This window comes from Amycolatopsis balhimycina FH 1894 (assembly GCF_000384295.1).
Classification (GTDB): domain Bacteria; phylum Actinomycetota; class Actinomycetes; order Mycobacteriales; family Pseudonocardiaceae; genus Amycolatopsis; species Amycolatopsis balhimycina.
The window spans coordinates 5128847-5143771 of record NZ_KB913037.1 but is presented as its reverse complement, the minus strand read 5'-3'; the positions used below and the strand labels follow the sequence as shown (position 1 = coordinate 5143771).

The following is a 14925-nucleotide window of genomic DNA, read 5'->3' as shown; positions in this document are numbered from 1 at the left end:
GCTGCACTAAACCGGTGGGGCGGGGTGCGCGTGAGGAGCGCGTGAGGGCGAGCGTGGGGGAAAGCGTGCCGGGGGACCTGGGCGCGCCGACCTTCCACGACCTGTTCCGGGAGTACTTCGGCCAGATGACGCGGCTGGCCCACCTGCTCGGCGCGGACGACGCGGAGAACATCGCGCAGGAGGCCTTCGTCAAGCTCCACCAGCGCTGGGACTCCCTGATCGACCACACCCGCGTCGCCGGCTACCTCCGCGCGACCGTGGTGAACATGTCGCGGTCGCGGACGCGGCACCTGCGCGTCGTCCGGCGGGCACCGCAGGACCGGCCGCCGGACGAGCCGTCGGCCGAGGTCAGGGCGGTGGCCAGCTGGGAGCACCAGCGGCTGCGCGCGGTACTGGTGAAGCTGTCCCGTCGCCAGCGCGAAGTGCTGGTGCTGCGCTACTGGCTGGACCTGAGCACGGTGGCCATCGCGGACACCCTGGGTGTCTCGCCGGGCACGGTGAAGGCGACCACCCACCACGCGATGGAGAATCTGCGCAAACACCTGGGGGACGACCTCGGAGGCGCGCGATGATCGACCTCGAACGCAAGCTGGCCGAAGCACTGCGCGAGCGGGCGGGGGAGGTCAGGCCGAACCTCGACGCCGCGTGGGCCGAGCAGCAACGCAGACAGCGGCGGTCACGGGCCGCCCGCCGCCGGTTGACGGTGGTGGTGGCGCCCCTGGCCGCGGCGCTGGTGCTGCTGACCAGCGTGCTGATGGCCACCCGGCTCCAGCTGGCGGATTCCACTCTGCCGGCGAGCCCTCCTGGCGAACCGTTCGGCTTGCCGAAGCCTGTGTACTACGACGGGTCGGTCGGCTTCGGCTCGATCAGCTTCAGCCGGATCGGGACTCCGGTCGGCGAGTTCACCGGGCAAACCGATCGTTGGACGACCTACGCGGTGACCGCGACCACCAAGACAGTCCCGGCGCGAACCATGTTCTGCCTCCTGGCGTCACCCGGCGGCGTGAAGCCGGATGGCACATCTCCGCAGTACGGGATGAAGTCGCCGACGTGCGTCCCCCTCTCGACCGCCGTGGTGCGCTCCGGGTACGTGGGTGAGGACGACGGCCCGCTGCCGGCCGGCAAGGCGATCTACCTCGTCGACCCGGCGGCGCGGGAACTGCGGCTCTTCGACGCGAAGAGCGATCCGAGTCAGGCCAAGGCGGTCGGCATGCTGGGATCGGACCAGTTGTTCCTCGCCGATGTCCATGCGGATTCGCCGCCGGTGCGCTTCCAGGTCAGCTGGTCAACCCCAGCGCACCCGGCAGGTCGGTGATCTTCTCCACCACCGCGGTGGCCTGCTTCAGCACCTCCGGAGCGGGCGGGAAGTGCGGGTTCGGCACCGCGTACACCGCCATCTTCGCCGCCAGTGCCGACCGCAACCCGTTCGTGGTGTCCTCGACGGCCGCGCAGTCCGAGGCTGCCACGCCCAGCAGCTCGGCCGCCCGCAGGTACACGTCCGGCGCCGGCTTCCCCGCGCCGACCTGCTCGGACGACACGGCCGCCCCCACCGGCAGGCCCGTCACGTCCAGGAAGCCCTTGATCAGGATCACCGGCGACGAGCTCGCGATCGCCACCGGCCACCGGTTCGACACCTGGCGCACGACCTCCACCGCACCCGGGATCAGCGGCGGCTCCGCGGCGTACCGGGCGGCCATGCGCTGGACGACGAGGGTCGCGATCTCGGCCGGGGTGGTCCGCGCGCCGAGCTCCTCCACCAGGTAGCGGGCCCATTCGGGGGTGCTCATCCCCTGCAGGGCGCGCGTCGCCTCCTCGCGCCAGGTGCCGCCGTGCTCGGCGACGACCGCGCGCCGCACTTCGTCCCAGATCCGCTCGGAGTCCACCAGTACGCCGTCGAGGTCGAAGATCACCGCGTCCATGTCCCGAGCCTAGCCTGTGAGCCGACTTACTTAGCTACCCTTACTAATTTTTGTTAGCCTAGCTGATCTCACGCAGAGCGACGGCCCCTGGACCAAGTGTCCGGGGCCGTCGGCCGTCCGGGGCACCGCGCGTGGGCATTGCGAGCAATACACCCGCTGTTCACCCAGATGTCTGGATCGGCTGGTTTTCGGCACATACGGTCGCTTCGTTCCCGAACTCCCACCATGGAGGCGCTGTGCCCGACCGCCTGCTCCCGCTGTTCCCCGCTCACCCGGGTGGCCGCTCCCCGATCACCTGCGAGTACCGGTGCGGCAACGCATGCGCCCACCCGGAGGCGAACGAGACCGGCAACGAGTACTTCGGTGACGTCGTCAAGGACATCTCGCGGCGCCGGGTCTTCAAGGCGGGCGCGGTGATGGCGGCCGCGGCCGGTGGCTTCGCCGCGCTCTCGACGGGCACCGCGGCCGCGGCCCCGGCCGACGTCACGGCGAACGGCCACGGCCCGAAGCCGCGTCCGGTCCCGGGCACCGACTTCACGCCGGTCCCGCCGAACAAGCTCGACCAGGTCAGCATCCCCGACGGCTACGCCCAGCGCGTCGTCGTCCGCTGGGGCGACCCGGTCGTCCCGGGCGCGCCGAAGTTCGACTTCACCCAGCAGACCGCGGCCGCGCAGGCCAAGCAGTTCGGCTACAACAACGACTTCGTCGGCCTGATCCCGCAGGACCCGCTGGGTCTGTCGAACCTGCTCGTGGTCAACCACGAGTACACGACCGAGGTCCACATGTTCCCGGCCGACCAGTACGACCCGGCCAACCCGACCGAGGAGCAGGCGAAGATCGCCTGGGCCGCGCACGGCCTCTCGGTGCTGCAGGCCCGCCGCGACCCGGTCCACGGCGGGCTCGAGGTGGTCCCGAGCCGGTACGGCCGCCGGATCACCCTCGACACGATCTTCGAGGTCCGCGGCCCGGCCGCCGGCTCGAAGTTCCTCAAGACGTCGGCCGATCCGACCGGCCGCCAGGTTCGCGGTACGCAGAACAACTGCTCCGGCGGCGTGACGCCGTGGGGCACCGTGCTCTCCGGCGAGGAGAACTTCGACCAGTACTTCGCCAACTCCGACAAGGTCACCGACCCGGTCACGGCGGCGCGGCTCAAGCGCTACTCCGTCGGCAGCGGCACGAGCACCCGCAAGTGGGAGCGGTTCGACAAGCGCTGGGACGTCTCGCAGGAGCCCAACGAGCCGAACCGGTTCGGCTGGGTCGTCGAAATCGACCCCAACGACCCGAACTCGACGCCGGTCAAGCACACCGCGCTCGGCCGGTTCAAGCACGAAGCCGCGAACATCAAGATCACCGCCGACGGCCACGTCGCCGTCTACTCCGGTGACGACAGCCGGTTCGAGTACATCTACAAGTTCGTCTCGAAGGGCAAGTACAAGCCCGGCACCAGCGCGCACGCGCGGCGGCACAACTCGGCGCTGCTCGACGAAGGCACGCTGTACGTCGCCCGCTTCACCGGCGACAGCCCCGCGGCGGAGATCGACGGCAAGGGCACGCTGCCCGCCGACGCCGAGTTCGACGGCACCGGCGAGTGGATCCCGCTGGTCAGCGGCGATAAGTCCTTTGTGGACGGATTCACCGCCGAGGAGGTCTACGTCTTCACGCGCCAGGCCGCGGACAAGGTGGCCCCCACGAAGATGGACCGGCCGGAGGACATCGAGCCGAACCCGGTCAACGGCCGGATCTACGCGGCGCTGACCAACAACACCGACCGCGGCGCGGCGGGCAAGGCCGGCGTCGACGAGGTCAACCCGCGCAACAGCAACAAGAACGGTCACATCCTGGAGTGGGAGGAGTCCTGCGGCGACGCGGCGTCGACCCGGTTCTCCTGGCGGCTGCTGCTGGTCTGCGGCGACCCCAAGGCGGCCGACACCTACTTCGGCGGTTTCCCGAAGGACCAGGTCAGCCCGATCTCCTGCCCGGACAACGTCGCGTTCGACCGGCACGGCAACCTGTGGATCGCCACCGACGGCAACACGCTGGGCGCGAACGACGGCCTGTTCTCGGTGCCGGTCACCGGGCCCGAGCGCGGCCACGTCAAGCAGTTCCTGTCGGTGCCGGTCGGTGCCGAGACGTGCGGCCCGGTCGTGACCGACAACCTGGTGCTCGTCGCGGTCCAGCACCCGGGTGAGAACGGGACGAGCTCGGCCAACCCGACGTCGCACTGGCCGGACGGCGGCACCGCGCAGCCGCGCCCGGCCATCGTCTCGGTGTGGAAGAAGGGCCGCTTCGGGCTGCCCGGCCGCATCGGCGAACGCTGAGGCCCGCGGGCCCGCCCGGCCGAGGTTCACTCTTAAGTGGACGGTTCTCGGCCGGTGCGGGCCCGTGCCGCGCGTCATAGTCGAGAGGTGATCTTCTCGGCGCGGGCGACGGTGGTGGTGGCGGTGGCGATCGCGGGTGCGGCGGTGCCCGCGTCCGCGTCCGCGGATGCGCCGCCGGGCTGCGGCGGGCTCGCGCCGAATCCGAGCGTCGAGCTCACCGCGCGCAACGGCGCCCCGGACGGGTACGTGTTCACCCCGGCCGCGCCGGTCCCGCCCGGGACACCGGCCGCGAAGGCGCCGAAGCTGCTGACCGAGCAGGCGTACGCCGTCGACGGGCAGCGGTCGGCGGTCATCCAGACGCCGGACGGCAAGACCAGCACCGCCTCCCAGACCGAGCGGTTCGTCCCCGGCGGCGTCTACACGCTCAGTGTCTGGACCGCTTCGCACGCGCCGAAGTACGAACCGGCCACCGGCCTGCGGTTCTTCGACGCGACGGGCGCCCAGGTGCAGGAGACCAAGCTGGTCGCCGGCCACTACGCCGGCGACGGGCAGCTTGAACAGCAGGACTTCCCGGCGGCGACCGCGCCGGCGAAGGCGACCGCGGTGAAGTTCTTCGCCACGACCAGCCTCGACCGGCTGCGCTGGGACTGCGTCGACCTCCAGCTCGCGGCGTACTCGGTGAAGAAGGAAGTGCGGAACCCGGCGACCGGCGCGTGGGGCCCGTTCGCGACGGTGACCGCGGGCGAGACCGCGCACTACCGCGTCACCGTGACCAACGAGGGCACGCAGGACCTGACCGGGATCACGGTGCGGGACCCGTGGTGCGCCGAGCCGTTCGGGCCGTTCGGGCTGGCCGCGGGCGCGAACCGGCAGCTGACCTGCGACCACCCGGACCTCACGGTGGCCGACACCGGGCACGTCAACACGGCGAAGGTCACCGGCGTGCACTACGTGAGCGGCACGCTCGGCGACAAGACGGCGTCGGCGACGATCACCGTCCTGCCCCCGCCGTCGATCGCGAAGATCGGCGACTTCGCCTGGGCGGACCGCAACCGCGACGGGCTGCAGGACCCGGGCGAGCCCGGCGTCGCGGGCGTCAAGGTGACGCTGAAGGACGGCGCGGGCGGCACGGTCGGCACCACGACGACCGACGACAAGGGCAAGTACGGCTTCGAGAAGCTCAAGGACGGCACGTACCAGGTCTGCTTCGACGGCTTCCCGGAAGGCTTCGCCGTGACGCGCGAGGACGCGGGCAGCGACGACAAGGACTCCGACGCGGGCGCCGACGGCTGCGCCGCGCCCCGGACCCTGGGCGGCAAGGGGCGGGAGGACTTCACGGTGGACCTCGGGCTGGCACCGCCGACGAACCGGATCGGCGACTTCGCCTGGGCGGACACCGACGGGAACGGACGGCAGGACCCGGGCGAGCCCGGCCTCGCGGGCGTCAAGGTGACACTGAAGAACGGCGCCACGGAGGTGGCGAGCGTCGCCACGGGCGACGACGGCGCGTACGCGTTCGACGGCTTGGAGGACGGCGGGTACCAGGTGTGCTTCACGCCGCCGCCGGGCGAGCACCTGGTGCCGAAGGACGCGGCCGACGACGCGGCCGACTCGGACGCGGACCCGGCGACGGGCTGCACCGACGTCCGGCAGCTCGGCCAGGGCAAGCGCGAGGACCGCACGGTGGACGCCGGGTTCGCCGTTACGGTGGGGGCATGACGGATCTTCCCCTCGCCCTGGTGACCGGTGCGTCGCGCGGCATCGGCGCGGCGGTCGCCCACCAGCTCGCCCCGACCCACCGCCTGCTGCTCGGCGGCCGCGACGCCGACGCGCTGGCCGCGCTGGCCAAGGAGCTCCCGGGCGCGAAGCCGTGGCCGGTGGAGCTGACGGATCCGGCTTCGCTCGCTTCGGCGGTCGCGGACATCTCGTCGTTGGACGTGCTGGTCCACTCGGCGGGCGTGGCACGCCTGGGCCGCATCGAGGACGCTTCCGCGTCGGCGTGGCGCGACAACTTCGAGGTCAACACCCTGGCAGTGGTCGAGCTGACCCGCCTGCTGCTCCCGGCCCTGCGCACGGCCCGCGGCCACGTGGTGGTGATCAACTCGGGAGCGGGCCGGAACGCCCGCCCGGGCTGGTCCCCGTACGCGGCGAGCAAGTTCGCGGTCCGCGCCTTCGCCGACGCCCTGCGCGAAGAGGAACCGGACCTCCGCGTGACCTCGGTCTACCCGGGCCGCACGGACACGGAGATGCAGCAGGAGATCTTCGCCGGCGAAGGCCGCGAGTACGACACAGCACACCTGCTGAAAGCGGACTCGGTGGCGACGGCGGTGGTGACAGCGATCTCGGCCACCCCGGACGCCCACCAGACGGAAGTGATCCTGCGCCCGCGTTAAGCAGGTCGCTAGGCCCGGAGCCGGGCCGCGGTCTCGGCCACTCCGGCCTGGACCTTCGCCCGGTCCACCTTCAGCGACTCCCCGTCCGCCACGACCTGCTCGCCCGCGACCCACACGTCCCGGACCCGGCGCGACCCGGCCGCCCACACGAGGTTCGACAGCAGCTGCACGTCCGGGACGTCCAGGCCGCACGCGAACGCCGGGTCGTCCAGGTCGACGTGCACCAGGTCCGCCCAGCGGCCGGCCTCGATCGCCCCGATGTCGGCGCGGCCCAGAGCCGCCGCCCCACCTCGGGTGGCCAGCAAGAACACGTCCGCCGCCGTCAACACCGTCGAGTCGCCGGTGGCCAGCCGGGCGAACATCGCCGCCAGCTGGAGTTCCTCCCACAGGTCGATGTCGTCGTTGGAGGCCGGACCGTCGGTGCCGAGGCCGACCGCCACGCCCGCCGCACGCAGGTCCGCGATCCGCGCGATGCCCGAGGCCAGCTTCGCGTTCGAACCCGGGCAGTGCGCCATGCCGACGCCGTGTGCCGCGAAGAGCGCGATGTCCGCATCCGACAGGTGGATCGCGTGCGCCGCCAGCACGCGGCCGTCCAGCACGCCGAGCTCCTGGAGAAACGCCGGCACCGAACCGTGCGAGGCACGGACCGCGGTGTCCTCCGCGGCCGCCTCGGCGATGTGGATCTGGACCAGCGCGCCGCGCGACCGGGCCGACTCCGCGGTCGCCCGCAGCCCTTCCGAAGAGAGCATGTACGCCGAGTGCGGGCCGTAACCGAGCTCGATGCGGTCGCCGGGGCCGAAGCGCAGGCCGTCCGTGTCGATCCAGCGCTCGATCGCCTTCAGCTGCGCCCGCCAGTCGAGCCCCGGCAGCTCCATCACCGGCGGCGCGACCAGCACGCGGCCGCCGGTCGTGAGCACCGCGTCGACCAGCTGCTCGCCTTCGAAGTACATCTCCGCGCTCGTCGTCACGCCGTGGCGCAGCATCTCCACCGAGCCGAGCAGCATGCCGGTGCGGACGTCGTCGGCCCGCAGCTTCGCCTCGGCCGGCCAGATGATCTCGTTGAGCCACGGCAGCAGCGGCAGGTCGCCGCCCATGCCGCGCAGCAGCGTCATCGGGCTGTGCGCGTGCGTGTTGACCAGGCCGGGCAGCAGGATGCCGGTCAGGGTGGTGACCGGTGCGGCGGACCCGGGGGCGGTGGCCGCCGGTCCGCAGTACGAAATGCGCCCATCGGCGTCGACATCGACGACCGCGTCACGGAGGAGCGAACAGGACGGGTCGGCCGGGAGAACGACAGGGGCGTGGAAACGGCGTTGCATCTCTGGATACTACGCACACGGAATTACGAGACGACCCCGTTCCGCCACGCCCACGCCGCGGTCTCCACCCGGTTCCGCGCGCCGATCTTTCCCTGCACCGACGCCAGGTGCGTCTTCACCGTCGACAACGACAGGAACAGCTCCGCGCCGATCTCGGTGTTCGTCAGCCCGCGCGCCACCTCCTTGACGACGTCCATCTCGCGCGCGGTCAGCGGTTCGGACGGCGGGGCGGGCCGCGCCTTGACCGAACTGCCGTCGAAGTGCTTGAGCAGCCGGACGGTGATCTGCGGCGAGACGAGCGCGTCACCGCGCTCGGCCGCGCGCACGGCCTCGATCAGCAGTGCCGGGCCCGCGTCCTTCAGCAGGAACCCGGACGCGCCGTTGCGCAACGCCGTGTACACGTATTCGTCGAGGTCGAACGTCGTGACCACGACGACCTTCAGCGGGTCGGCCACGTCCGGGCCGGCCAGCTGCCGGGTCACCTCCAGCCCGTCGAGGCCGGGCATGCGGATGTCGAGCAGGCAGACGTCCGGGCGCAGTTCGCGGGCCTTCGACACCGCCGAGACGCCGTCCGGGACGTCCGCGACGACCTCGATGTCGTCGTGGGACTCGAGGATCATGCGGAAGCCCATCCGCACCATCTCCTGGTCGTCGGCGATCAGTACCCGGATCACTCGTCCCCTTCCCCGGCGGCCAGCGGCAGCCACGCTTCGACCCGCCAGCCACCGTCCGGGCCGCGCCCGGCCGACAGCCGTCCCTTGAGCAGCGCGACGCGTTCGCGCATGCCGATCAGACCGTAGCCGCCCGATCCCCCGGCCGGACGGCGTACCGTCGCGCGGCCGTTGTCCGTCACCCGCAGGTGCAGTTCGCCGCCCGCCGACGCACTCCCTCCCGCGGAGGCGGCATCGGACACGGTCACTTCGGCTACGACGAACGCCTCGGTCGCGTCGGAGGCGTGCTTGCCGACGTTCGTCAGCGACTCCTGCACCAGCCGCAGCGCCGAGCGGCCGACCTCGTGCGGCAGGTCCGGCGGCAGGTCGAGGTGCATCGACGTCGGCACGCCGTGGTTGGCGCTCTCGACCAGCTTCCGCAGGTCGGCGCCGAGGTCGGTGGTGGCCTGTTCGCTGAACTCGCTCGACCCGGCCGGTGCGTCGCCGCGCATCGAGCGGACCAGCCGCCGCATCGCCGCGAGCGCTTCGACGCCGGCGTTCTCGATGCGGCCCATCGCCTCGACCGCCACCTGCGGGTTCCGTTCGGCCATCAGCCGGGCGGCCTGCGCCTGCACGACGATCCCGGTGACGTGGTGGGCGACGACGTCGTGCAGCTCGCGGGCCAGCGCCATCCGCTCGGCGGTCTGCGCCTCGCTCACCGCGGACTGGACGACGGTGGTCCGTTCGGAGTCCCGCGACCGCAGCATCAGGCCGACGGCGATCGAGATGCCGAGCATCAGCGCCGCGGCGAAGGCCAGGATGGACAAGGTCTGGGGGTCGGTCTGCAGGTGCCCGGTGGGCTGGTTCGAGTTGACGATCGCGCCGAGCGCGACGACCGCCGACAGCACGCTGATCCGCAGCCACTCCCGGCTCAGCCCGCGGGCGCGGGTCAGGTTCACCACCACGCCCATCCCGGCGATGACCTGCACGAACGGCACGCCACCCGGCATCGGGTACGAGCTGCGCAGGTGCAGGAACGGCGTGATGACCGCCGACAGCAGCAGGATCCCGGCGATGCCGAGGACCGCGTCCGCGGGCCGCCGTGGCGACAGCACCGCGATGACGGCCGCGACGAGCGAGCAGAACAGGATCGGGAACCCGAGGACGCTGTTCGAGTACGTGTAGCCGAACTCGAAGAGCAGGGCGAAGGCGAGCAGGCCGATCAGGGGCCACTGCCCCCTCGCCAGCTCGTTCACCCAGCGCAGCTTGCGCGTCCGCGGATCGGCCTTCGGACCGCGGTCGCGGACCGCGATGGCGGGCACCACCGCACCGGCGAGCAGCAGCACGCCGAACAGCAGGGCCTGGTAGGTCGTGCCGCCGTCGATGTCGTTGACGCCCCGGTACCGGCCGAAGACCGCGACGAGCCCCCCGGCGACCAGAGCGCCGATCACGCAGAACGCGACCCCGGCCCGCGCGCGGCGGGCGGCGTAGTAGGTCATCTGCACGCCGGCCACGACTTCGGTGATGGACACCTTCGGCAGCACGCTGGAGTACGCGGGGATGTGGAACGTGTGGACGAAGAGGGTGGAGAACACGAGGACGACCGCACCGGCCGCGGCCGCGACGGCGGCGCGTTTCTGCGCCCAGAGCGCGCAGGCGACCATCGCGAAGATGCCGGGGAGGAGCCCGAAGTCGACGAAGCGCGGGCCGGCGTCGTCGAGCGCCGCCTGCGTTGTGTAGATGAGGTCGAACAGCAATGCGGCGTACAGGACGGCCGAGGGCACGCCGACGCGCCGCACCAGTTCGGTGGCACGGGTGGAGAGCAACTTCGAAGGGGGCGCGGCGGGCACAACGTGACGTTACGTGATTCCCCCGCGCCCGCACCCTTGGCCGAGTGGCTCGCGCTCCCTCGGCCGATCGGCCGATGCCGGCCGGTGCGTGACCGGCCTTCTGCCCGAAGTGGACATCCCCGATCTCGGCGAAGCTCATCGGCACCAAGATCCGAACCGACAGGGAGAACCTCGTGGACCCGAACACTCCACAAGCGACGAACGGCTCGGTGCTGTCCGGCCGCGGGCTGGTCAAGCGCTACGGCGCGCAGTACGCCTTGGCCGGCATCGACATCGACATCCAGCCGCGGGACGCCGTCGCCATCGTCGGGCCGTCCGGCTCGGGCAAGACGTCGCTGCTGCACGTCCTGGCCGGCATCCTCCGGGCCGACGACGGGCAGATCTTCCTGGCCGGCCAGCGGATCGACCACCTCGGCGAGAAGAAGCGCAGCGAGCTGCGGCGCACCGAGTTCGGGTTCGTCTTCCAGTCGGGGATGCTCGTCGCGGAACTCTCGGCCGAGGAGAACGTCGCGCTGCCGTCGCTGCTGGCCGGGCTGGGCCGCAAGGAGGCCATCGAGGCCGGCCGTGTCTGGCTTTCGCGGCTCGGCCTGGCCGGCAAGGAACGCCGCCGTCCCGGTGAGCTGTCCGGCGGCGAGGCCCAGCGCGTCGCGATCGCGCGGGCGCTGACCCACCGGCCGAAGGTGATCTTCGCCGACGAGCCGACCGGCGCGCTCGACACGCGCACCGGCCGCGAGACGATGGACGCCCTGCTCGGCGCCGCCCACGAGACCGGCGCCGCGGTGATCGTGGTGACCCACGACCGTGAGCTGGCCGAGTCGATGCCGAAGACCGTCGCCATCCGCGACGGCCTGATCGCGACGAGGCTGGCGGCGTGAACTCCCTCCAGATCGCCCTGCGGGTGCTGAGGGTCGACCGGCGGACCCGGACGTCGGCGGTCCTCACCGCGATCGGGGTGGCCGTCGCGACCGGGCTGGTGCTGCTGCTGGCGACGCTGCCGTTCGCCACCCAGCACCGCGAGCAGCGGGCCCTCTGGCAGGGCGAACACTTCTTCAGCCGCGGCTCCGACGGCCCGGTCAAAATGGTTTACGCCAGCTCGAAGGACTACTTCGACGGCCGGCAGATCATCCGGGTCGACGTCGCGCTGACGCCGGGCGCGGCCGGGATCCCGCTGCCCGCCGGTGTCCCGCAGCTGCCGGGGCCGGGCGAGACCGTCGTGTCGCCCGCGCTCGGCCGGCTGCTGCAGGCCCACCCGGGCGGGCAGCTCGCCGACCGGTTCGGCAAGCCCGTCGGCGCCATCGGCGAGGACGGCCTGCGCTTCCCGGAGCAGCTCGTCGCGCTCACCGGGCACACGCCGGACGCGATGCCCGAGAACGCCTCCCAGGTGGCCGCCTTCCCCGGCGGGAAGGCGAGCCCGGACCCCCTGCTCACGCTGCTGTCCTGGGTCGGGATCATCGTGCTGCTGGTGCCGAGCCTGGTGCTGGTCGCGTCGTCGGCCCGGCTGACCGCGGCCCGGCGGGAACGGCGGCTCGCCGCGATCCGCCTGGCCGGCGCGACGCCGGGGCAGGTCACGAACATGGTGGCCGCCGAGACGACCTTGTCGGCCGGCATCGGCGCGGTTCTCGGCCTGCTGATCAGCCCGGCGTTGCGCGGCCTGGCGTCGTTCGTGCCGTGGGCCGGCGGCACCTGGCTCGCGTCCGACTTCGCGCTGCCGATCGGCCTGACGGTGTTCATCGTCCTGGCCATCCCGGTGCTCGTGGTGCTGGCCGGTGTGCTCGGCCTGCGCCGCGTGCTCAAGAACCCGCTGTTCGCGACCGGCGGCCACACGAAGAAGCCGTTGCACTGGTGGCGGTTGCTGGCGCTGCCCGCGGCCGGGCTGTTCTTCCTCGTCGCGGTGACGACGGCGAAGGACTCCGACAGCGGCGGCATCGGGCTGGTCATGGCGGGCCTGTGCCTGCTGGTCGGCTCGGCCGCGATCGTCGGGCCGTGGGTGACGTCGGCGGTCGGCGGCACGTTCGTCCGGATCTGGCGCCGCCCGTCCGCGCTGCTCGCCGGCCGTCGCCTGCGTGACGACCCGAAGGGTGCCTACCGGGCGTCCGCCGGGATCGTGCTCGCGGTGTTCACCGGGTCGATGGCGCTGACGCTGCTGCCGACGTTCGAATCGATGGCCGGTGGCGGGCGGTCCTTCTCCGGCTCCGTGTTCTACGTCGACGCCGATGCCCCGCACGCGAGCAAGATCGTCGACCAGGCCAACGCGGCCCTGCAGAAGTACGGCCAGTCCGAGAAGGCGGTCGCCGTCGGCGAGGTCTACCTGGTGCGGGGCCAGGTTCCCAACCGCTACGGCCACCGCGCGCTGGTGATGACCTGCGCGGACGCCGTCAAGCTGACCCGCTTCGGGCTCACGCAGGCGAACTGCACCGGCGGTCCGGCCGTCTTCGGCGACTCGGCGCTCGACCTGGCGCAGTACAAGTTCGCCACCAACTGGGAGGGGGAGGCGGTGGCCGCGAAGTCGGGAACGCGGGTGGAAGCCGTCCACTACCCGGACTCCGACCTGTCCGGCACGTTCGTCATCGACCCCGCCGCCCTGCCGGACGGCGTCGCGATGAAGGACTTCACCGTCGTCGCGCCGACCACCGACGCGAACCGCGAGATCGTCCGGACGGCCCTGGCCGGACCGGCGGCGGGCGCGGAGGTCGGCAGCCGGGACCAGTACCTGGTCAACCAGCAGACCGAGCTCGGTGACCTGCGCCGGGTCACGGTGATCGGGCTGATCGCGGCGGGGATCCTGGCCGGCTGCAGCGCCGCGGTCGCGACCGCGGGTTCGGTGATGGACCGCCGCCGCACCTTCGGGGCGCTGATGGCCGCGGGCACCCCGGTGCGGGTGCTGGCGAGGGCGTTGCGGATGGAAGCCGCGCTGCCCGCGCTGGTCGCCACCATCGGGGCGGGAATCGTCGGGGTACTGGTCGGCGTTGGGCTCTACAGCTTGGTCGACGCGCGGGGCATCGTGCTCAGCCCGTGGCTCCTGGCGCCGGTGGTGCTCGGAGTCGGGGTGGCCCTGCTGGGCGCGTCGGTCTGCACGCCGGCGCTCAAGCGGGTCCAGGCCGAACCGCTGGCCGACGAATAAGGCGTTCGCCCCTCTGGTCGGGGGAGGGGCGAACACCGGGGGTACAGAGGGAGGTCGTGAGTGCGTAACAGTGTTAGAACACTGTTACGCACTCACGACCGCTTTTCGAAGATGAGGTCGTGCGAGACGCGGCCCTCGACGTCCGCGCGCTGCTCGAACTTGGTCACCGGCCGCCACTCCGGCCGCGGCGCCCAGCCGTCGTACCGGTTCCGCAGTGCCGGCTCCGCGGAACAGACCTCGAGCATCTGCTCGGCGTAGTTCTCCCAGTCAGTCGCCATGTGGAAGGTGCCGCCCGGCGCGAGCCGCGACGCCACCAGCGCGGCGAACGACGGCGACACGATCCGCCGCTTGTGGTGCTTCTTCTTCGGCCACGGGTCGGGGAAGAACAGGCGGACGCCGTGCAGCGAGTCCGGCTCGACGTGTTCGGTCAGCAGCACGATGGCGTCGCCGTGCAGCAACCGGAGGTTCTCGACGCCGAGCTTTTCGGCGCGCAGCATCAGCTGGCCGAGGCCCGGGTCGTAGACCTCGACCGCGACGTAGTTCAGCTCCGGCGCCGCGGCGGCCAGCTGCGAGGTCGTTTCGCCCATGCCGGAGCCGATCTCGACCATGACCGGCGCCTCGCGGCCGAACCACGCGGTGAAGTCCAGCTTCCCGGCGGGCAGCTCGCCGACCGTGCGGCCCAGCCCGGGCCACAGTTCGTCCCACGCGCGCTGCTGCCCGACGGTCATCCGGCCACCGCGTTTGACGTAACTGACCACGCTGCGAAGCCGACGTTCGCCCTCATTTTCCACGAACCGAGGTTAACGAACGGCTTCGAACACCCCGAGACGAGATCGCAGCCCGGCCAGCCCGGCGACCGGGATCGGGTCCGGAGTCGGCCCGGTGTGCGCGGGCAGGACGTCGATCCAGCCCGGGTGCCGGTCGGTGTTCATCACCGTGGTGGGAATCGCGTGCCCCGATTTCCCGCGTTCGGACGGCATGAACTCCCAGTAGCCGGATTCGCCGTCCGCGGCCCACGGGACGAATTCCCACCCCGGGCGCCTGCCGAGCAGTTGCGCGATCCGGTCCTCGACGCGGAAACCCTGTTCCCGGGAATCGAGCTTGCCGTCCGCCATCGCGCGCAGCCACCACGGCGCGGGGATCTGTCCCGCCATCCCGGCCGAAGCGCGGAACAGGGCCAGGACGCTGTCTTGGGGCGCGCGGTGCACCCACGCCCGGCGGAGTTCGGACGGCGTCGCCGCCGTCATGGCGGCCTGCGGGAGCTCGATCGCCCGCGACCACTCCAGGTCCAACATCGGTTCGAGCCGGGGCGCGTCGTCTTCGACGCGGGCTCGGGGAATCGTGCCACCCAATTCTTG

Annotated in this window: 13 protein-coding genes; 7 read left to right on the top strand and 6 right to left on the bottom strand. The window is 71.9% G+C overall.

The genetic code is table 11. The features are described from left to right. The first annotated feature begins 41 nt into the window (after positions 1 to 41). Positions 42 to 572 (top strand): RNA polymerase sigma factor, encoded by a 531-nt coding sequence (locus tag A3CE_RS0123005; RefSeq protein ID WP_245589572.1) that lies wholly within the window; start codon positions 42 to 44, stop codon positions 570 to 572. Continuing rightward, on the top strand, positions 569 to 1315 hold the full coding sequence (locus tag A3CE_RS0123000; protein ID WP_020642471.1) for a hypothetical protein: 747 nt from the start codon (positions 569 to 571) through the stop codon (positions 1313 to 1315). The genes A3CE_RS0123005 and A3CE_RS0123000 overlap by 4 nt, the downstream gene beginning before the upstream one ends. Here A3CE_RS0123000 and A3CE_RS0122995 read toward each other — a convergent pair. After that, positions 1278 to 1919, bottom strand: a complete 642-nt coding sequence (locus A3CE_RS0122995) for an HAD family hydrolase (protein ID WP_020642470.1) — start codon at positions 1917 to 1919, stop codon at positions 1278 to 1280. The genes A3CE_RS0123000 and A3CE_RS0122995 overlap by 38 nt on opposite strands. A gap of 236 nt (positions 1920 to 2155) precedes the next feature. Between A3CE_RS0122995 and A3CE_RS0122990 the strand changes: the two genes are divergently transcribed. From A3CE_RS0122990 to A3CE_RS0122980, 3 genes are all read left to right on the top strand, one after another. Next, the gene (locus A3CE_RS0122990) at positions 2156 to 4237 is read left to right on the top strand and encodes a PhoX family protein (RefSeq protein WP_020642469.1); all 2082 of its coding nucleotides are present in this window, start codon (positions 2156 to 2158) and stop codon (positions 4235 to 4237) included. A gap of 87 nt (positions 4238 to 4324) precedes the next feature. Next, positions 4325 to 5956, top strand: coding sequence for a DUF7850 domain-containing protein (locus tag A3CE_RS0122985; protein ID WP_020642468.1), 1632 nt, complete (start codon positions 4325 to 4327; stop codon positions 5954 to 5956). Beyond that, positions 5953 to 6630, top strand: coding sequence for an SDR family oxidoreductase (locus tag A3CE_RS0122980; RefSeq protein ID WP_020642467.1), 678 nt, complete (start codon positions 5953 to 5955; stop codon positions 6628 to 6630). Before A3CE_RS0122985 ends, A3CE_RS0122980 begins: the two co-directional genes overlap by 4 nt. Positions 6631 to 6638: 8 nt before the next feature. Here the strand turns inward: A3CE_RS0122980 and A3CE_RS0122975 are convergent, their stop codons facing one another. The 3 genes from A3CE_RS0122975 to A3CE_RS0122965 are packed head-to-tail and all read right to left on the bottom strand — an operon-like array spanning position 6639 to position 10446. Further along, positions 6639 to 7946: an amidohydrolase family protein gene (locus tag A3CE_RS0122975; protein WP_020642466.1), complete on the bottom strand. Its 1308-nt coding sequence runs from the start codon at positions 7944 to 7946 to the stop codon at positions 6639 to 6641. A 23-nt stretch (positions 7947 to 7969) separates the two neighbouring features. Next, complete coding sequence (locus A3CE_RS0122970; RefSeq protein WP_020642465.1) at positions 7970 to 8620, bottom strand: response regulator; 651 nt, start codon at positions 8618 to 8620, stop codon at positions 7970 to 7972. Then, a complete protein-coding gene (locus A3CE_RS0122965; RefSeq protein WP_020642464.1) occupies positions 8617 to 10446 on the bottom strand; it encodes a sensor histidine kinase in 1830 nt (609 codons plus the stop codon). The genes A3CE_RS0122970 and A3CE_RS0122965 overlap by 4 nt, the downstream gene beginning before the upstream one ends. A 173-nt stretch (positions 10447 to 10619) precedes the next feature. On the opposite strand from A3CE_RS0122965, the gene A3CE_RS0122960 reads away from it, so the two are divergent. Together A3CE_RS0122960 and A3CE_RS0122955 are read left to right on the top strand one after the other, a co-directional pair. Then, positions 10620 to 11321, top strand: a complete 702-nt coding sequence (locus tag A3CE_RS0122960) for an ABC transporter ATP-binding protein (RefSeq protein WP_020642463.1) — start codon at positions 10620 to 10622, stop codon at positions 11319 to 11321. Next, positions 11318 to 13567, top strand: a complete 2250-nt coding sequence (locus A3CE_RS0122955) for an ABC transporter permease (protein WP_020642462.1) — start codon at positions 11318 to 11320, stop codon at positions 13565 to 13567. Before A3CE_RS0122960 ends, A3CE_RS0122955 begins: the two co-directional genes overlap by 4 nt. Before the next feature lie 92 nt (positions 13568 to 13659). On the opposite strand, the gene trmB is transcribed toward A3CE_RS0122955, so the two are convergent. Together trmB and A3CE_RS0122945 are read right to left on the bottom strand one after the other, a co-directional pair. Next, positions 13660 to 14295 carry a tRNA (guanosine(46)-N7)-methyltransferase TrmB gene (trmB, locus tag A3CE_RS0122950; protein WP_376741603.1) on the bottom strand — a complete coding sequence of 212 codons (636 nt, stop codon included), beginning with the start codon at positions 14293 to 14295 and terminating at the stop codon, positions 13660 to 13662. Between the two features lie 72 nt (positions 14296 to 14367). Then, a complete protein-coding gene (locus A3CE_RS0122945; RefSeq protein WP_020642460.1) occupies positions 14368 to 14919 on the bottom strand; it encodes a hypothetical protein in 552 nt (183 codons plus the stop codon). Positions 14920 to 14925: the final 6 nt, after the last annotated feature.

Coding starts and splice junctions, on each gene's coding strand:
- trmB (WP_376741603.1), bottom strand. CDS start 14,295: ATGACCGTCGGGCAGCAGCGCGCGTGGGACGAACTGTGGCCCGGGCTG.
- A3CE_RS0122975 (WP_020642466.1), bottom strand. CDS start 7,946: ATGCAACGCCGTTTCCACGCCCCTGTCGTTCTCCCGGCCGACCCGTCC.
- A3CE_RS0122995 (WP_020642470.1), bottom strand. CDS start 1,919: ATGGACGCGGTGATCTTCGACCTCGACGGCGTACTGGTGGACTCCGAG.
- A3CE_RS0122980 (WP_020642467.1), top strand. CDS start 5,953: ATGACGGATCTTCCCCTCGCCCTGGTGACCGGTGCGTCGCGCGGCATC.
- A3CE_RS0123000 (WP_020642471.1), top strand. CDS start 569: ATGATCGACCTCGAACGCAAGCTGGCCGAAGCACTGCGCGAGCGGGCG.